The sequence below is a fragment of the Microbacterium sp. M3 genome, assembly GCF_033548675.1.
GTDB classification, from domain to species: domain Bacteria; phylum Actinomycetota; class Actinomycetes; order Actinomycetales; family Microbacteriaceae; genus Microbacterium; species Microbacterium arthrosphaerae.
The window spans coordinates 98,445-115,734 of sequence record NZ_JAWTZT010000002.1; the positions used below are offsets into that span (position 1 = coordinate 98,445).

Here is a 17,290-nt window from a genome sequence, read left to right on the forward strand (position 1 = left end):
CCGAGACAGCGATCGAGACCGAGGCGCAGAGCACGAGACGCAGATGACGACACGAAGCACGAGAAGCCCCCGCCGCCGCACCGTCGTGGCCCTCGCCGTCGTCCTCGCGGTGCTCGCGGGGTTCATCGTCCGCCTCGTCGACATCCAGGTCGTCAACGCCGAGGAGCACATCGAGGACTCGCTCAACACCGCCTTCGCCGGGTCGCAGGAGCTGTACGGCACCCGCGGCGCGATCGTCGACCAGAACGGGCAGACCCTGGCGGGGAGCATCCTGCGCTACGACTGCCAGCTGTCGCCGCTGCTGATCACGCAGATCGACGCCGAGGTCCTTGAGGGGGAGTCCGAGGCGCGCCTGTGGGCCGAGGTGTCGGAGGATGTCGCCGAGATCACGGGACAGACCCCCGAAGAGGTGCGGCAGATCGTCGCGACCGCACTGGCTGAGAACGCGAACTCCGAGTACGCCCAGCTGAAGAAGGGCGTGTCGACCGAGCAGTTCCGCGCTCTCGCGGATCTGAAGGCGCCCTACATCACCTGCATGTCGCACCCCGCCCGCGCCTACCCCGACGGGGCGGTCGCCGGCAACCTCGTGGGCTTCGTCGGCACCGACGGCCAGCCGCAGGAGAGCCTCGAGCTGTCGCAGAACGACTGCCTCGCCGCCACGAACGGCGTGCGCACGTACGAGAAGGGCAAGGACGGCGTCGTCATCCCGGGCACCGAGAGCGAGACCCCCGCGACAGACGGCGGCACGCTGCAGCTCACCATCAACCGTGATCTGCAGTGGTACCTGCAGCAGCTGATCGCCGAGCAGACCCAGAACATGGCGGCCCAGCACGGCTCGGTCCTCGTCTACGAGGTCAAGACGGGCAAGGTGCGCGCGGCCGCCGAGTACCCGACCGTCGACCCGAACAACGTCGACGCGACCGACGTGAAGGGCCGCACGAGCCAGATCTTCCTCGGCACGTTCGAGCCCGGGTCGACGTTCAAGGGCCTCACGGCGGCGACCGTCGTCGATGCCGGCGGCCAGACTCCCGACTCGACCGTCGTCGCATCGAGCGAGGAGTTCTTCGCCGACGGCGCGCGCGTGCGCGACGCCTTCAAGCACCCCGCCTACACCTACACGCTCACCGGCGTGCTCATCGACTCGTCGAACGCCGGCATCTCGAAGTTCAGTGAGAAGGTGGACCGCCAGACCCGCTACGACTACTTCCAGAAGTTCGGCATCGGGCAGGGCACCGGTTCGGGCTACCCGGCCGAATCGAACGGCCTCGTCCACCCCGTCGACCAATGGGGCACGCAGACGGCGTACAACACCTCGTTCGGCCAGGGTGTCGTGACGACCATGCCGGAGCTCGCGCGGGCGTACGGCGCCATCGTCAACGGCGGGGTACGGATGCCGCTGCAGATCATCGAGTCGTGCACGAAGCCCGACGGCACCGTGATCGTGCCCGAGGTGCCCGAGCCCGAGCGGGTGCTGAGCGAGAGCACGTCCGCGCAGATGCGCGAGATGCTCGAGAACGTCTTCCTCCAGGCGCCGTACGCCAAGACCGTCGAGATCCCGGGCTACCGCATCGGCGGCAAGACGGGAACCGGTGAGAAGTCCGACGGCAACGGCGGGTACAAGCAGGGCGTCTACTACACGACGATGGTGGGCTTCGCCCCGGCCGAGGACCCGGAGTACGTGGTGGTCGTCACCCTCGACGAGCCGACGAAGGTAACATCGTCTGCGGCCAACGCGACCGCGTTCCAGAAGGCCATGACCCAGGTCCTGAAGACGTATCGCGTCATGCCGTCGACGACGGCGCCGGAGCTGCTGCCCAAGTTCGGGTAGTCCCCACCCGACGGAGTATCCCCCCATGATCGCGCTCACCATCGCCCAGATCGCCCGTGCCGTCTCCGGCCGGGTGCACCTCGCCGGCGACGACACCGACGAGACGGTCGTGGACGGCCTCGTCGACACCGACTCGCGCCTCATCACCCCCGGCGACGTCTTCGTCGCGAAGCCCGGTGAGGAGACCGACGGCCACCTGTTCGTCGGCGCGGCGGTCGACAACGGCGCCGTGCTCGCGATCGTCGAGCGCCGCGTCGACGCCGACGTCAGCCAGATCGTCGTCGCCGACGTCGTCGTGGCGATCGCCGACCTCGCGCGCGCGGTCGTCGCGCAGGTGCGGGCGGGCGGCGACCTGCGGGTCGTCGGCATCACCGGCTCGAACGGGAAGACCACCACCAAGAACCTGCTCGCCCGCATCATGGAGGGCGAGGGCGAGACGGTGTCGCCGCGGGCCTCGTTCAACAACGAGGTGGGCGCGCCGCTGACCATGCTGCGGGTCACCGACTCCACGCGGTACCTCGTCAGCGAGTTCGGAGCCAGCGCGCCGGGCGAGATCGCGCGGCTCGCGGGACTCGTCGATCCCGACGTCGGCGTCGTGCTGATGGTGGGCATGGCCCACGCCGGCGGCTTCGGCGGCATCGAGGCCACCTTCCACGCCAAGTCCGAGCTCGTGAAGGCGCTCGGTGCCGGGGGAGTGGCGGTCCTCAACGCCGATGACGCCCGGGTCGCCGCCATGGCGCCCATCGCCGCGGAGCGGGGAGCGGCCGTGCGCTGGTTCGGGCGCGGTCCCGCCGCCACCGACGTGCGCGCCGACGACGTCGTGGTCACGGCATCCGGAACATCCTTCACGGTCACGGCGGACGGCGTCTCGCTGCCGATGCGACTGCGGGTGCTCGGCGAGCACCACGTGATGAACGCGCTGGCCGCCATCGCGGCCGCCACGACCCTCGGGGTGTCGCTCGCGGACGCCGTCGCGCGCCTGGAGACCGTCGAGATCGCCGAGCGCTGGCGCATGCAGCCGCTCGGGTCGGACCGGGTGCGCATCATCAACGACGCCTACAACGCCAGCCCCGACTCGATGGCTGCCGCCCTGCGCACCCTGGCGCAGATCACCGGCCCAGGCGAGCGCACCGTCGCCGTCCTCGGCGCGATGAGCGAGCTGGGGGAGCACGCCGAGGAGGAGCACGACCGTGTCGGCCTCCTCGCGGTGCGGCTCGGCATCCAGCGCATCGTCGTCGTCGGCGACGATGCCCGCCGCATGTACCTCGAGGCCGTGGCGCAGGGCTCGTGGGACAACGAGGCGGTCTTCTTCGCCACCGCCGACGAGGCGTTCGACTACCTCCGGGGCGAGCTCCGCGACGGCGACCGCGTGCTGGTGAAGTCGTCGAACTCGGCAGGACTCCGGTTCCTCGGCGATCGTCTGGGAGAATCGTTCTCGTGAGATCACTCCTGACGGCGGCGGCGATCTCGCTGGCCTTCACACTCTTCCTCACCCCCGTCTTCCTGCGGCTCTTCCGCAAATGGGGGTGGGGTCAGGTGATCCGCACGCCCGAAGACATCCGCAACCCCAATCACCAGACCAAGCGCGGCACGCCCACGATGGGCGGCACGATCTTCATCGTCGGCACGATCGTCGGCTACCTCGTGGGGGGCTTCGCGGGCAACAACCCGCCGACGATCTCGGGCCTGCTCGTGATCTGGATGATGGTGGGGCTCGGTGCAGTCGGCTTCATCGACGACTACATGAAGGTGCGCCAGCAGAAGTTCATGGGGCTCAGCGGCTGGCGGAAGATCGTCGGCCAGGTGCTCGTCACCGTGCCGTTCGGCATCGTGGCGCTCAACTTCCCGAACGAGTTCTCGCAGACCCCGGCGTCGCCGTACGTGTCGGTGTTCCGCGACGTGCCGGTGCTCGGGTTCATGACCCTGGGCCTGGTGGCCGGCTGGATCCTCTACCTCGCCTGGGTGTCGTTCATCGGCGTCGCCTTCTCGAACAGCGTCAACGTGACCGACGGCCTCGACGGCCTCGCGGCCGGCGCGGGCATCTTCGTGACCGGTGCCTACAGCCTCATCGCGTTCTGGCAGTTCAACCAGGCGTGCTGGGGCGGTGAGGGACTCTCGGCCGCAGCCAAAGCCGCCTGCTATCCGACGCGCGACCCGTTCGATCTCGCCATCGTGTCGGCGGCGTTCGTCGGCGCGCTCGTCGGTTTCCTCTGGTGGAACGCGCCGAAGGCCAAGGTCTTCATGGGCGACGTCGGCTCGATGGCGATCGGCGGCGTCATCGCCGCGATGGCGATCCTCACCCGCACCGAGCTTCTCGCCGTGCTGGTCGCCGGTGTCTTCATCATCGGGCCCGGATCGGTCATCCTCCAGCGCCTCTACTTCAAGCTCAGCCGCGGCAAACGCCTGTTCCTCATGAGCCCCTTCCACCACCACCTCGAGATGCGCGGCTGGTCTGAGGTCACGATCGTCGTGCGCATGTGGATCATCGCGGGCCTGCTGGCGGTGTCGGGCATCGGATTCTTCTACGTCGAATGGCTCTCTCGCACATGACCTCGGAACGCCTGTCGTCCCTCACCAGCTGGAACGCCGACTGGAAGGGCCTGCGGGTGGCCGTGCTCGGGATCTCGGTCACCGGGTTCTCGGTCGCCGACACGCTCGCAGAGCTCGGCGCCGACGTGCTCGCGGTCACCGAGAAGGCCGACGAGGAGTACGCGCGCCTGCTGCCGGTGATCGGCGCGCGGCTGTGGACCGGCTCGCTCGAGTCGGTGCCCGATGACCTTGTCGATTTCGAGCCCGACGTGGTGGTGGCCTCACCCGGCTTCGCGCCGCGGCATCCGCTCATCGGGTGGGCCCGTGAGCGCGGGATCGCGGTGTGGGGCGACGTCGAGCTCGCGTGGCGCGTGCGCGACAAGGTCGTCCGGGCCGACGGGACTCCCGCCGACTGGATCCTCATCACCGGCACCAACGGCAAGACCACGACGACGCGGCTCACCGCGACCATGCTGGTGCAGGGCGGGCTGCGTGCGGCGCCCGTCGGCAACATCGGCACCCCCGTGCTCGACGCGGTGCGCGACCCGGCCGGGTTCGACGTGCTGGTGGTCGAGCTGTCGAGCCACCAGCTCTGGTACCTGGGGCTGCAGGACTCGCCCGACCCGCTGTCGCCGCACGCGGCGGTGTGCCTCAACCTCGCCGACGACCACCTCGAGTGGCACGGCTCATTCGACGAGTACCGGGCGGCCAAGGCCCACGTGTACGACAACACGCGCGTCGCGTGCGTCTACAACAAGGCGGATGCCGCGACCCAGGCGATGGTCGAAGACGCCGAGGTCGTCGAGGGCGCCCGTGCCATCGGGTTCGACCTCGGCGTGCCGGGCCCGAGCGACCTCGGCGTGGTCGAGGGCATCCTCGTCGACCGGGCGTTCCTCGAGGAGCGGCACCGCAGCGCGCTCGAGCTCACCACCGTCGAGGAGCTCGCGGGGCTCGGCCTCGCGGCCCCGCACATGGTGGCGAACATCCTCGCCGCCGCCGCGCTCGCGCGCTCGGTCGACGTCGCGCCGGCCGACATCCGCGACGCGCTGCGGGGGTTCCGCCTCGACCCGCACCGCATCGAGGTCGTCGCGCGGCACGAGGGCATCACGTGGGTCGACGATTCGAAGGCGACCAACCCGCACGCGGCGGCCTCGTCGCTCATCGCGTACCCGGGCGCCGTGTGGGTGGTCGGCGGACTCCTCAAGGGCGTCGACATCTCGGGCCTCGTCGCCGGCCGCGGGGCCGGCGCGAAGGCCGCCATCGTGATCGGCCGGGATCGCACCCAGGTCGTCGCCGCGTTCGAGCGACACGCGCCCGCGGTGCCCGTGTTCGAGGTCGACGCCGATGAGACTGAAGAGGTCATGGCGCGTGTCGTCGAACTGGCGGCAGGGGTGGCGCGTGACGGGGACGTGGTTCTGCTCGCTCCCGCTGCGGCATCCTTCGACCAGTTCGCGTCGTACGCCGACCGCGGTCGCCGCTTCGCGGCGGCGGTGAGGAATCGGATCGGGACGGGGGACTCGGGTGACCACGACACAGCCACCACGGCCCCGGACGACCCGGACAGCGCCGGAGGCGACGTCACCCGCGGCTGACCGGTCGGGAGCGCGCGGGCTCGCCGCACGCGTCACGCTCGGGCGCATCTTCGCGCCGGTTCCGAGCGAGTTCCTGCTCATCGCCTCGACGACGCTGCTCCTGACCGTCTTCGGGCTCGTCATGGTCCTCTCGGCCACTTCGGCGATCGCGACCGCCCGCGGCGTCGCGCCGTGGGAGGACGTCATCAAGCAGGTCGCGTTCGCCGCGATCGGCATCCCCCTGATGTTCCTCGCGAGCCGGCTGCCGCTGACGTTCTGGAAGAAGATCGCGTGGCCCGCGCTCATCTTCGGCGTGGCGTTCCAGCTGCTGGTGTTCGTGCCGGGGCTCGGGGTCGCGGCCGACGGCAACCGCAACTGGATCAACATCGGCGGCATCCAGGCGCAGCCCTCGGAGTTCCTCAAGCTCGGCCTGGCGCTGTGGGTCGCGTACGTCCTCTTCCGCAAGCAGACGCTCCTCGGTCTCTGGCGGCACGTCTACATCCCGCTCGTGCCGGTGGCGATCCTCGCGATCGGCGCCGTCATCGCCGGGCACGATCTCGGCACCGCGATGGTCCTCGTGCTCATCGTGCTGGGCGCGCTCTTCTTCTCCGGCGTCAAGCTGCGGATCTTCATCCTCCCGGCGATCGGCGCGGCGGCCGCTGTGGCCGTCCTCGCGGTCGCCAGCCCCGACCGCATGCGGCGGTTCATGAGCTTCCTCAATCCGAACTGCCTCGACGACTACTTCAACGACTGCTACCAGCCCCTCCATGGCATCTGGGGTCTCGCCAGCGGCGGGATCTTCGGCCTGGGCCTCGGCAACTCGCGCGAGAAGTACGACTGGCTCCCCGCCGCCGCCAACGACTACATCTTCGCCATCGTGGGCGAAGAGCTCGGCCTCATCGGCTGCGCCGTCGTCCTGACGCTGTTCGCGCTGTTCGCGGTCGGCGCGTTCCACGTCATCCGCAAGACCGACGACCCGTTCGTGCGGATCGCGGCCGGTGGCATCACCGTGTGGATCGTCGGCCAGGCCCTCATCAACATCGGCGTCGTCCTGCGCGTGTTCCCCGTGCTGGGTGTGCCGCTGCCCTTCATGTCACAGGGCGGCACGTCGCTCGTGTCGGTGCTGATCGCGTCGGGCGTGCTGCTGGCGTTCACCCGGACGCTCCCGGCATCCATCGCCCGTCGGGAGGCGCGGATCGCCCAGGCGCGGGCCGCCCGCGAGCGCGCGAAGCTCCGCGCCGTCCGCTGACCCGGGTGCCGGGGCGCGCACGGAGCGCCGGGTAGGCTCGGGGAGTGACGACGTACCTCCTTGCCGGCGGCGGCACCGCCGGACACGTCAACCCGCTGCTGGCTGTCGCCGACGCGCTGCGCGCGCGCGACCCCGAGGCCGAGGTGCTCGTGCTCGGCACGCGCGAGGGACTCGAGGCGCGGCTCGTGCCCGAGCGGGGCTACGAGCTGCTGTTCGTCGACAAGGTGCCGTTCCCGCGCCGCCCGAACAAGGCGGCGGCGGCCTTCCCCGCGCGCTTCCGTCGCGCCGTGGCGCAGGTGCGCGCGCATCTGACGGAGCGCGACGTGGATGTCGTCGTCGGGTTCGGCGGCTACGCGTCGGCGCCGGCGTATGTCGCCGCCCGCCGCGAGCGGGTGCCGTTCATCGTGCACGAGGCGAACGCGCGGCCCGGGCTTGCGAACGTCCTCGGCGCGCGTCGGGCCGCCGGCGTCGGGGTCGCCTTCGAAGGGACGCCGCTGAAGCGCTCGCGGGTGGTGGGGATGCCGCTGCGCCGCGAGATCGTGACGCTCGACCGTGCGGCGGCCCGCGCCGAGGCGGCCGGGTACTTTGGGCTCGACCCGTCGAAGCCCGTACTGCTGGTCTTCGGCGGATCGCTGGGCGCGCTGCGACTGAACGAGGCGTTCGGTGAGGGATACGGCCGCGCCTGGCGCGATGTGCTCGATGCGGGCTGGCAGCTGCTGCACGTGACCGGCGAGCGTTCCGAGCTCGCCGACCCGGGCGTCGCCGGCTACGCCGTCCGGCGCTACGTCGACCGCATGGACCTGGCCTTCGCCCTCGCCGATGTCGTCGTCTCGCGCGCCGGCGCCGCCACGGTCAGCGAGCTCAGCGCGCTCGGCATCCCGACCGCGTACGTGCCCTACGCGGTCGGCAACGGCGAGCAGGCACTGAACGCCTCGTCGGCCGTCCGCGCCGGGGCCGCGATCCTCGTCCCGGACGCCGAGTTCACCGGCGATCGCGTGCGATCCGAGATCCTGCCGCTCCTGGCCGACGAGGGCCGGCGCGACGCGATGACGGCGGCTGCGGCATCCGTCGGCACCCGGAACGGCACCGAGAACGTCGTCGCGATGATCGACGAGGCCCTCCGCGGCTGACCTGCTGCCGTCGCAGCGGACTTCAGCGGATGCGAGGAGGAATCTACGGGATCCGTCCTCGAACCCGCAGATCTCCGCTCCTGCGCCGTGGCTCAGGGCGCGGGGGAGGGCTCGCCGCCGCGGAGCGCGGCCGTGACCATCGCGAGCGCCTCGTCGGCGTCGAGGCGCAGGTCGCGCACCTGCGCGGCGAACGCGGCCGCGGCGCGCTGCAGCTGCTGACGCGCCGGGTCGGCGTCGAAGGAGACGAACGTGCCGTTGCGTCCGCGAGTCTCGATGATCCCGGATGCCTCGAGCTCGCGGTACGCGCGCGCCACGGTGCCGGGCGCGATCCCGAGATCCTCCGCGAGCCGGCGGACGGTCGGCAGCCGCGCACCGGGTGCGAGCTCGCCGGAGGTCACGGCGTCGACGAGCCCGGCGCGGAGCTGCTCGAACGGCGGGACGGGAGAGGAGGGGTCGATGACGATCACGCGGGTGTTCCTCCTGCCGGAGCGGGCGCGGCGAACAACCCCGACAACACGGCGTTGAACGCCTCGAGCGACATCTCGAATCCCGCCGTCATGTCTCGATTGTGCCGCGTTCTGTATCAATGTGTCAATACAGAATGGATGCCGCCACCCGCTGCCGCCGGGCGCGCCGGGGCCGCGGCATCCGTCGCCCAACTTAGACTTGACCGGTCATGATCAGACCCGATCTCAGTCTTCCCATCCCCGCCGACATCACCGCCGCCCACTTCATCGGGATCGGCGGATCCGGCATGTCGGGGCTTGCCCGCATGTTCCTCGAGCGCGGCATCCGCGTGTCGGGGTCCGACCGCGCCGACAGCGCTGCGCTGCGTGAGCTCGCCGCGCTCGGTGCGACCGTGCACGTCGGCCACGACGCCGCGAATCTCGGCGACGACGTCGACACGGTCGTCCACACCGGCGCCATCTGGCCCGAGAACCCCGAGTTCGTGCTCGCCAAGGAGCGCGGGCTGCACGTCATCCACCGCTCGCAGGCGCTGTACTGGCTCATCGGCGGTCGCCGGCTCGTGTCGGTCGCCGGCGCGCACGGCAAGACCACGTCGACCGGCATGCTCGTGACGGCGCTGCGCGACCTCGACGTCGACCCCACGTTCGTCAACGGCGGCGTCATCGCACAGCTCGGCGTGTCGAGCGGCAGCGGCCAGGACGACCTCTTCGTCATCGAGGCCGACGAGTCCGACGGCACCTTCCTGCTGTACGACACGTCGATCGCGCTGATCACCAACGTCGATCCCGACCACCTCGACCACTGGGGCACGCGCGAGGCGTTCTATGCCGCGTTCGCGCGGTTCGCGAACGAGGCGCGCGAGGCCGTCGTCATCTCGTCGGACGACGCCGGGGCGAGGCTCGTGGCCGAGCAGCTCACGCACCCGCGCGTGATCACGTTCGGCGAGGCGTCTGACGCCACGGTGCGGGTGAGCGACATCGTGACCGACGGCCCGGTCTCGTTCCGCCTCACGCACGACGGCGCCACCGTCGAGGCGCAGCTGCCGATCCCCGGCGCGCACAACGCGATCAACGCCGCCGGCGCGGTGGCCGTGCTGCTCACCCTCGGCCACGACCTCGAGCCCGCCGTGCGCGCCGTCGAAGGATTCGCCGGCACGATCCGCCGCTTCGAGCTGCACGGGGTCGAGCGCGGGGTGAGCGTCTTCGACGACTACGCGCACCACCCGACCGAGGTGGCCGCCGCCCTCGCCGCCGCGCGCACCGTCGTCGGCGACGGACGGATCATCGCGATCCAGCAGCCGCACACGTACTCGCGCACGCAGGAGATGTACCGCGAGTTCGCGCAGGTGCTCGAGCAGTACGCCGACCACACGGTCATGCTCGACGTCTACGGCGCGCGCGAGGACCCCGTCCCCGGCGTCACCGGCGAGCTCGTCAGCGGGGCCTTCGACGACCCGTCGCACGTGCACTTCGTGCCGGACTGGCAGGAGGCCGCCGACTACACCGCGTCGGTCGCGCGCGAGGGCGACTACGTCATCACCCTCGGCTGCGGCAACGTCTACCTCATCATCCCGCAGGTGCTCGACGCCCTCGGGCGCACGCCCGCCGCCGCGGGGGAGTAGCCCGTGCGCCGCCCGTCGCCGCTTCCGCAGCCGCCGTCGCCGAGCGCCCGGCCCGCCGCGGACAAGGCGGGTGCGCGCGCGGCGCGGCCGTCGCCTCCCGATGGCGAGATGACGGATGCCGCAGCCGGCGCCGTGCTGGTGGACGCCGACGACGCTCCCACGACGCCGGTCGTGCCGCTCGGGTCGCCGGCACCGCTGCCACTGTCGCCGACGGCCGGGGTCGAGGAATCGGCCCCGGCGTCCGACGGCGAGGCGGCCGACGTCGGCTTCCGCGAGGTGTGGAAGGCGGCCCGGGCGCGACGCAAGGCGCTGCGGGCCGAGATCCGCCGCTTCACGGTGCGTCAGCGTCGCCGGCGCGCGCTCTGGCTCGGGGCCGCGGCATCCGTCGTCATCCTCGCCCTGGCCACCGTCGGTGCGGCGTACAGCCCGCTCTTCGCCGTGCAGCAGATCTCGGTCGTGGGCGCCGAGCAGCTGGACGCCGCGGCCGTCGCAGACGCGCTGTCGGGCCAGCTCGGCACGCCGCTGCCCCTCGTCGACGAGAGCGAGGTGAAGGCCGAGCTCGTCGCCTTCCCGCTCATCGAGACCTACGCGCTCGAGGCCCGGCCGCCGCACGAACTCGTGGTGCGCATCGTCGAGCGCACGCCGGTCGGGCTCATCGAGACGCGCGCCGGCTACACCCTCGTCGACGGCGCCGGGGTGGCGCTCTCGACGACCGCGACACCGAGTGCGGGCACCCCCGTGCTGACGGTCCGTGGCGGGGTCGACTCCGACGCCTTCGCGGCGGTCGGTCAGGTCATGCGCTCGCTCCCCGACGACATCCGCGCGCAGGTGACCGAGGTATCGGCGACGACCCCGGACGACGTCACGCTCGCCCTCGGCGGCACCAACACGCAGGTGGTGTGGGGGAGCGCGGAACGCTCCGCTCGAAAGGCCCTCGTGCTGCAGACCGCGATGGCCGGACGGCCGCCGGCGGACGTCGCGACCTACGACGTGTCGTCGCCCGACGCCGTCGTCATCCGCTGACGCGGCACCCATCCGGACGACTTGCCGACCGGGTTGGCGCGACACGCCGATCCGCTCCGGATTCCGGCGCGCCCTCCGCTTACTTTCGTGACATCGGAATTGCATACCGGGCAATTCTTTACACCTCTACTAGAGGTTGAAGGTTTAGAAGGTCCAGGGCTACGGAGGCCGGCATGAGCCAGAACCAGAACTACCTCGCCGTGATCAAGGTCGTCGGCGTCGGCGGCGGCGGTGTCAACGCGGTCAACCGCATGATCGAGCTCGGTCTGCGGGGCGTCGAGTTCATCGCCATCAACACCGACGCCCAGGCGCTGCTGATGAGCGACGCCGACGTCAAGCTCGACGTAGGTCGCGAGCTGACCCGAGGGCTCGGCGCGGGTGCCGACCCCGAGGTGGGCCGGCGCGCGGCCGAAGACCACGCGGAGGAGATCGAGGAGGCCCTGCGCGGGGCCGACATGGTCTTCGTCACCGCGGGCGAGGGCGGCGGCACGGGCACCGGCGGTGCGCCGGTGGTCGCGAAGATCGCGAAGTCGATAGGAGCTCTCACGATCGGTGTCGTGACGAAGCCCTTCTCCTTCGAGGGCCGTCGCCGCCAGCAGCAGGCCGAGACCGGCGTCGCGCGCCTGAAGGAAGAGGTCGACACCCTCATCGTGGTGCCCAACGACCGCCTGCTCGAGATCAGCGACCGCGGCATCTCGATGATCGAGGCGTTCGCGACCGCCGATCAGGTTCTCCTCGCCGGTGTGCAGGGCATCACCGACCTCATCACCACGCCGGGTCTGATCAACCTCGACTTCGCCGACGTCAAGTCGGTCATGCAGGGAGCGGGTTCGGCCCTCATGGGCATCGGCTCGGCACGGGGGGCGGATCGCGCCATCAAGGCCGCCGAGCTCGCGGTCGAATCGCCGCTGCTGGAGGCGTCGATCGAGGGGGCGCATGGCGTGCTGCTGTCGATCCAGGGCGGGTCGAACCTCGGCATCTTCGAGATCAACGACGCCGCTCAGCTGGTCAAGGAGGCCGCGCACCCCGAGGCCAACATCATCTTCGGAACGGTCATCGACGACACGCTCGGCGACGAGGTGCGCGTCACCGTCATCGCCGCCGGCTTCGACGGCGGCGAGCCGCAGGCGCGCATCGAGCCGATCACGGCCGCGCGCGTGGTGTCGACGCCGGCCGTGCCGGTCACTCCGGCCGACGAGGCCGCGAAGGACCGCGATGTCGTCGAGGCGCAGCCCCCCGTCCCCGTGACGGTCGGCGCGGTGACCGAGTCGTCGTACGACACCGCCTTCGGTGACGACGACCTCGACATCCCCGACTTCCTGAAGTAGACCTCAGGCAGTCCGCACGACGATCGCTTCGAGACAGGCCCAGGAATCGCATGGAGGATCTCTCCGCCCGTCTCGCGGCGGTCGACGAGAGGATCGCGGATGCCGCCCACGCGGCGGGCCGCGATCCGTCCGAGGTGACCCGCATCGTCGTGACGAAGTTCCACCCTGCCTCGCTCGTGACCGAGCTCTACGGGCTCGGGGTGCGCGACGTGGGGGAGAACCGCCAGCAGGAGTTCAGCCGCAAGGCCGTCGAGGTCGGCGATCTCGACGGCCTGCGGTGGCACTTCATCGGGCAGGCGCAGACCAACAAGGCGCGTGCGGTGCGGGCCGCGGCATCCGTCGTCCACTCGCTCGACCGCACCCGCCTCGCCGACGCGCTGCACGCGGCGGCCCAGCCGGGTGATCCGGTGCTCGACGTCCTGCTGCAGGCGAACCTCACCGACGATCCGGGGCGCGGCGGCGTCGCACCCGCCGAGATCGAGGCGCTGGCGGCCCATGCCGCAGGCCTGCCGTCGCTGCGCGTCCGCGGGGTGATGGCCGTCGCGCCGCTCGGCGAGCCGCCCGCGGCGGCCTTCGAGCGGCTCCGCGGGCTCGCCGACACCGTGCGGGGCGTCGTCCCCGATGCCACCTGGATCTCCGCCGGCATGACCGGCGACTTCGCCGAGGCGATCGCCGCCGGCGCGACACACCTTCGGATCGGTTCCGCAATCACCGGCCCGAGACCAGAACGCGGTTAACCTCGGAACAGATGAGCACTACGGAGGATCAGATGTCGAACCCGCTCAAGAAGACCATGGTGTACCTCGGACTCGCCGACGAGGAAGAGGTCTACGAAGAGCCGGCGCCGCAGCCCCGTGCTCGCGCCGCCGAGAAGGTGGTCGACAAGCCGGCCGCGCCGGTGACTCCGATCCACCGGCCCGCCGTCGTGCGGCAGCCGGCGCCGACGGCGATCAACGAGATCCTCACCGTGCACCCGAAGCAGTACCGCGACGCCCAGATCATCGCCGAGAACTTCCGTGACGGCATCCCGGTCATCATCAACCTCTCGCAGATGAGCGACGCCGACGCGCGCCGCCTGATCGACTTCGCGAGCGGGCTGTCGCTCGGCCTGTACGGGCGCATCGAGCGGGTCACCAGCAAGGTGTTCCTGCTCTCGCCCGAGAACGTCGCCGTGTCGGGCGACGGTGCGGTGGCCCAGGCGGATCCGGAGTCGGTTCCGTTCGCGCAGCCGTAATCTGGCTACGTGGCAGTCGTCCAACTCATCGCAGCGATCCTCAACCTCGCGCTGCTGCTCTATGTCTTCGTGTTGCTCGCGCGGCTGGTGCTCGACTGGATCCCGTTCTTCAACCGGGAGTGGCGTCCGCGAGGTGCGGGGCTCGTCGCCGCGGAGATCGTCTACACCGTCACCGACCCGCCGATCAGGCTGTTCCGGCGCTTCATCCCGCCGTTGCGCGTCGGCGCCATCGCGATCGACTTCGGATTCGCGCTGACGATGCTGCTGTGCTTCATCCTGCTCAGCGTCACGCGCACGCTCGCGGGATGATCGATCGCGTCGAGGGCGCCGTGCGCCTTCGACACTCTCAGAACCGATGACTATGCTTTGCTGATACGAACGGTCGCCGACTCGGTGACCGCACCGACATCGGCCCCCGGGCACCGGTCGAACGGCCGGCACCGTCCAGACGCTCGAAAGAGGAATCACCATGGCTTTGTCCCCCGATGACGTCGTCACCAAGCAGTTCCAGCACGTCCGCTTCAAGGAGGGCTTCGACCCCGACGAGGTGGACGACTTCCTCGACGAGATCGTCGTCGAGTGGCGCAAGGCCCTCGCCGAGAACGAGGAGCTGAAGGCCAAGCTGGCGGCGTACGAGTCGGGTGCCGCTCCGGCGCGCGCCGCCGAGCCCGCCGCCCCGGCCCCGGCCCCGGTCGAGGCCGCTCCGACCGCCGGCGGCCCCGCCGCGAGCGCCGGCATCATCGAGCTGGCCCAGCGCCTGCACGACGAGCACGTGGCCGAGGGCATCGCCCAGCGCGACCAGCTGATCGCCGACGCCAAGTCGCAGGCCGCCTCGATCGTGTCCGAGGCCGAGACGCGTGGCCGCGAGGAGCTCTCGAAGCTCGAGCGCGAGCGCACCACGCTCGAGGGCCGCATCTCCGAGCTGCGCAACTTCGAGCGCGACTACCGTGCGCAGCTGCGCAGCTACATCGAGGGCAAGCTCCGCGACCTCGAGACCACGGCGACGACGTCCGGCGCACAGCCGGTGTCGGCTCTCGGCCTCTAGGCCTTGACGCGCCGGACTCCCCTTCGTCAGGCGGCGGCCGGCACCATCATCGCGGGTCTCGCGGTGCTGGTGCTGGCCGCCGACCAGTTGGCGAAGTACTTCGCTCTCGAGAACCTGCCGTACCAGGAATCGGTCCCGGTCCTCGGCGACTTCCTGAGCTTCTACCTGACCCGCAACCCGGGCGCCGCCTTCTCGCTCGGCGAGGAGGTCACGTGGATCTTCACGATCGCGCTGGGCGCTGTGGCCATCGTCATCGGATGGCTCGCCGCGACCCGCGTGCGCTCGCGTCTGTGGGCGGTGGCGCTGGGCCTGCTCCTCGGCGGCGTGCTGGGCAACCTCACCGACCGCCTGTTCCGTGAGCCGGGCTTCGGCGTCGGCCACGTCATCGACTTCATCAACACGCCGTGGATGTGGTTCTTCCCCGGCATGTCGCCGGCGATCTACAACATCGCCGACATCTTCATCGTGTGCGACATGATCGCGATCGCACTCTTGGTACTCGTGGGGGTTCACATGGACGGTACGCGCGACCACAGCCGCAAGGAAGAGCACGACGACGCGGACGACGAGACGCTGCTCGGCGCCGAGGGCGACCAGTTCGCGCCCGGCGGTGCGGTGGAGGGCTTCGGCAGCGAGTTCCCCGTCGCCGATCCGGATGCCGGCATCCCGGCCGCCGAGCGCGGCCTCCCGCCACTGAGCGAGAGCGAGCAGCGCGCGGTCGAGGCCGAGGCTGAGCGCGAGGCCGAGGAGTACGAGGCCGGCCGCGAGCCTGGGCCGGACGGACGTCCCGGCTCCGGCGCCCAGCTCTGACGTGGAGTCGCGCAGCCTTCCCGTTCCCGACGGGCTCGACGGCAGCCGCGTCGACGCGGCCCTGGCGAAGATGCTCGGCTTCTCGCGCACGTTCGCCGCGGAAGTGGCCGAGGCCGGCGGCGTCGTCATGGACGGGCGTGAGCTGACCAAGTCCGACAAGCTGCGGGGCGGCGCGTGGCTCGACGTGTCGTGGGCGCCCAAGGAGGAGCCCCGTGTCGTGCCGGTCGATGTGCCCGACCTCGGCATCGCCTACGACGACGACGACATCGTCGTGGTCGACAAGCCCTCCGGAGTCGCGGCGCACCCGTCGCTCGGCTGGGAGGGCCCCACCGTGCTGGGCGGCCTCGCCGCGGCCGGCTACCGCATCGCCACGACGGGCGCCGCCGAGCGCCAGGGCGTCGTCCACCGGCTGGACGTCGGCACCAGCGGCCTCATGGTGGTGGCGAAGACCGAGCGCGCCTACGTCGCGCTCAAGCGCGCCTTCAAGGAGCGGGAGGTGGAGAAGATCTACCACGCCGTCGTGCAGGGCCACCCCGACCCGCTGGCCGGCACCATCGACGCGCCGATCGGGCGGCATCCTTCCCACTCGTGGAAGTTCGCGGTGACGCCCGAGGGCAAGGACTCGGTCACCCACTACGAGACGCTCGAGGCGTTCCCCGGCGCGTCGCTGCTCGAGATCCATCTCGAGACCGGCCGCACCCACCAGATCCGCGTGCACATGGCCGCGCACCGGCATCCGTGCGTGGGCGACCCGCTCTACGGCGCCGACCCGACGCTGTCGGCGCGGCTGGGGCTCACGCGGCAGTGGCTGCACGCGCACGAGCTCTCGTTCGTGCACCCGGCGACCGGCGAATGGGTCACCTTCACGTCGGAGTATCCCGCCGACCTCGCCCACGCGCTCGAACTGCTGCGCGGGGACTGAGCCCGCGTTTCGGTGGGCGCGTCAGCGGCCGCCCTCGAAGTGCGCCGGCCCCTCGGTGCGGGCCAGCGCGATGCGGCGGTACATGTCGGGAAGCTCCAGCTCCGGAAGCGCGTCGAGGTCGTACCAGCCGACCTCGGTCATCTCGCCGTCCACCGGGCGGGGCTCGCCCGAGAGCCACGTGCACCGGAAGACCAGGTCGAGGTAGTCGACCTGGTCGCCGTGCGGGTACACGACCCGGGGGAGCTGGTGCACCCACGCGAGACGCTCCACGCGGCACGCCACGCCGGCCTCCTCGAGGGTCTCGCGCACGGCCGCGTCCGCGGGCTGCTCGCCGGGGTCGACGATCCCGGTCACCGGCGTGAGGTGGCCGTTGTCGCTGCGCCGGCCGAGCAGCACCTTCCCGTCGCGCAGTACGACGGCGGTCACGCCGACGAGGGGGAGCGGGGCGGTTCCGACCTTGCGGCGCAGGTCGAGGACGAAGTCGGGCGTCGGCATGGGTCCCACCATAGGGCGCCCGGCCGGCACGCCTCGC

The 17,290-nt window shown here is 71.0% G+C and carries 17 protein-coding genes; 15 read left to right on the forward strand and 2 right to left on the reverse strand.

Annotated features, from left to right (window positions below; translation table 11 throughout):
- The first annotated feature begins 43 nt into the window (after positions 1–43).
- The 6 genes from R8Z57_RS05730 to R8Z57_RS05755 are packed head-to-tail and all read left to right on the forward strand — an operon-like array spanning position 44 to position 8,307.
- Positions 44–1,828 (forward strand): penicillin-binding protein 2, encoded by a 1,785-nt coding sequence (locus tag R8Z57_RS05730; protein ID WP_318352822.1) that lies wholly within the window; start codon positions 44–46, stop codon positions 1,826–1,828.
- 25 nt (positions 1,829–1,853) lie between these two features.
- Positions 1,854–3,269: a UDP-N-acetylmuramoyl-tripeptide--D-alanyl-D-alanine ligase gene (locus R8Z57_RS05735; protein ID WP_318352823.1), complete on the forward strand. Its 1,416-nt coding sequence runs from the start codon at positions 1,854–1,856 to the stop codon at positions 3,267–3,269.
- Positions 3,266–4,378 (forward strand): phospho-N-acetylmuramoyl-pentapeptide-transferase, encoded by a 1,113-nt coding sequence (gene mraY, locus R8Z57_RS05740; RefSeq protein WP_318352824.1) that lies wholly within the window; start codon positions 3,266–3,268, stop codon positions 4,376–4,378. The genes R8Z57_RS05735 and mraY overlap by 4 nt, the downstream gene beginning before the upstream one ends.
- Complete coding sequence (gene murD, locus R8Z57_RS05745) at positions 4,375–5,949, forward strand: UDP-N-acetylmuramoyl-L-alanine--D-glutamate ligase (protein ID WP_318352825.1); 1,575 nt, start codon at positions 4,375–4,377, stop codon at positions 5,947–5,949. Before mraY ends, murD begins: the two co-directional genes overlap by 4 nt.
- Entirely contained in the window at positions 5,879–7,177 is a 1,299-nt protein-coding gene (ftsW, locus tag R8Z57_RS05750; protein WP_318352826.1) for a putative lipid II flippase FtsW, read from the forward strand. The genes murD and ftsW overlap by 71 nt, the downstream gene beginning before the upstream one ends.
- A 44-nt stretch (positions 7,178–7,221) precedes the next feature.
- Positions 7,222–8,307 (forward strand): UDP-N-acetylglucosamine--N-acetylmuramyl-(pentapeptide) pyrophosphoryl-undecaprenol N-acetylglucosamine transferase, encoded by a 1,086-nt coding sequence (locus R8Z57_RS05755; protein ID WP_318352827.1) that lies wholly within the window; start codon positions 7,222–7,224, stop codon positions 8,305–8,307.
- Positions 8,308–8,399: 92 nt separating this feature from the next.
- Here R8Z57_RS05755 and R8Z57_RS05760 read toward each other — a convergent pair whose 3' ends face one another.
- The gene (locus R8Z57_RS05760; protein WP_318352828.1) at positions 8,400–8,774 is read right to left on the reverse strand and encodes a GntR family transcriptional regulator; all 375 of its coding nucleotides are present in this window, start codon (positions 8,772–8,774) and stop codon (positions 8,400–8,402) included.
- Positions 8,775–8,983: 209 nt separating this feature from the next.
- Here R8Z57_RS05760 and murC point away from each other — a divergent pair, with 209 nt between their 5' ends.
- The 9 genes from murC to R8Z57_RS05805 all read left to right on the forward strand — a co-directional run bounded on the left by murC (position 8,984) and on the right by R8Z57_RS05805 (position 16,758).
- Entirely contained in the window at positions 8,984–10,396 is a 1,413-nt protein-coding gene (gene murC / locus R8Z57_RS05765; protein WP_318352829.1) for a UDP-N-acetylmuramate--L-alanine ligase, read from the forward strand.
- Positions 10,397–10,504: 108 nt separating this feature from the next.
- A complete protein-coding gene (locus tag R8Z57_RS05770; RefSeq protein WP_404810346.1) occupies positions 10,505–11,419 on the forward strand; it encodes an FtsQ-type POTRA domain-containing protein in 915 nt (304 codons plus the stop codon).
- A 173-nt stretch (positions 11,420–11,592) separates the two neighbouring features.
- Positions 11,593–12,747, forward strand: a complete 1,155-nt coding sequence (ftsZ, locus tag R8Z57_RS05775; RefSeq protein WP_318352831.1) for a cell division protein FtsZ — start codon at positions 11,593–11,595, stop codon at positions 12,745–12,747.
- Between the two features lie 50 nt (positions 12,748–12,797).
- On the forward strand, positions 12,798–13,484 hold the full coding sequence (locus R8Z57_RS05780; protein WP_318352832.1) for a YggS family pyridoxal phosphate-dependent enzyme: 687 nt from the start codon (positions 12,798–12,800) through the stop codon (positions 13,482–13,484).
- A gap of 32 nt (positions 13,485–13,516) precedes the next feature.
- Positions 13,517–13,981: a cell division protein SepF gene (locus R8Z57_RS05785; protein WP_318353556.1), complete on the forward strand. Its 465-nt coding sequence runs from the start codon at positions 13,517–13,519 to the stop codon at positions 13,979–13,981.
- 9 nt (positions 13,982–13,990) lie between these two features.
- Complete coding sequence (locus R8Z57_RS05790) at positions 13,991–14,290, forward strand: YggT family protein (RefSeq protein WP_318352833.1); 300 nt, start codon at positions 13,991–13,993, stop codon at positions 14,288–14,290.
- Positions 14,291–14,450: 160 nt separating this feature from the next.
- Entirely contained in the window at positions 14,451–15,026 is a 576-nt protein-coding gene (locus R8Z57_RS05795; RefSeq protein WP_318352834.1) for a DivIVA domain-containing protein, read from the forward strand.
- Positions 15,027–15,029: 3 nt separating this feature from the next.
- Complete coding sequence (lspA, locus tag R8Z57_RS05800) at positions 15,030–15,836, forward strand: signal peptidase II (RefSeq protein ID WP_378722602.1); 807 nt, start codon at positions 15,030–15,032, stop codon at positions 15,834–15,836.
- A 1-nt stretch (position 15,837) separates the two neighbouring features.
- Entirely contained in the window at positions 15,838–16,758 is a 921-nt protein-coding gene (locus R8Z57_RS05805; RefSeq protein WP_318352835.1) for an RluA family pseudouridine synthase, read from the forward strand.
- A 21-nt stretch (positions 16,759–16,779) separates the two neighbouring features.
- On the opposite strand, the gene R8Z57_RS05810 is transcribed toward R8Z57_RS05805, so the two are convergent.
- Complete coding sequence (locus R8Z57_RS05810) at positions 16,780–17,253, reverse strand: NUDIX domain-containing protein (RefSeq protein ID WP_318352836.1); 474 nt, start codon at positions 17,251–17,253, stop codon at positions 16,780–16,782.
- Positions 17,254–17,290: the final 37 nt, after the last annotated feature.

Bases quoted from the DNA above. Each gene is read 5' to 3' on its own strand.
- R8Z57_RS05730 (WP_318352822.1), top strand. From the start codon at position 44: ATGACGACACGAAGCACGAGAAGCCCCCGCCGCCGCACCGTCGTGGCC.
- ftsZ (WP_318352831.1), top strand. From the start codon at position 11,593: ATGAGCCAGAACCAGAACTACCTCGCCGTGATCAAGGTCGTCGGCGTC.
- murC (WP_318352829.1), top strand. From the start codon at position 8,984: ATGATCAGACCCGATCTCAGTCTTCCCATCCCCGCCGACATCACCGCC.
- R8Z57_RS05770 (WP_404810346.1), top strand. From the start codon at position 10,505: ATGACGGATGCCGCAGCCGGCGCCGTGCTGGTGGACGCCGACGACGCT.
- R8Z57_RS05735 (WP_318352823.1), top strand. From the start codon at position 1,854: ATGATCGCGCTCACCATCGCCCAGATCGCCCGTGCCGTCTCCGGCCGG.
- R8Z57_RS05785 (WP_318353556.1), top strand. From the start codon at position 13,517: ATGTCGAACCCGCTCAAGAAGACCATGGTGTACCTCGGACTCGCCGAC.
- murD (WP_318352825.1), top strand. From the start codon at position 4,375: ATGACCTCGGAACGCCTGTCGTCCCTCACCAGCTGGAACGCCGACTGG.
- R8Z57_RS05795 (WP_318352834.1), top strand. From the start codon at position 14,451: ATGGCTTTGTCCCCCGATGACGTCGTCACCAAGCAGTTCCAGCACGTC.
- R8Z57_RS05780 (WP_318352832.1), top strand. From the start codon at position 12,798: ATGGAGGATCTCTCCGCCCGTCTCGCGGCGGTCGACGAGAGGATCGCG.
- R8Z57_RS05810 (WP_318352836.1), bottom strand. From the start codon at position 17,253: ATGCCGACGCCCGACTTCGTCCTCGACCTGCGCCGCAAGGTCGGAACC.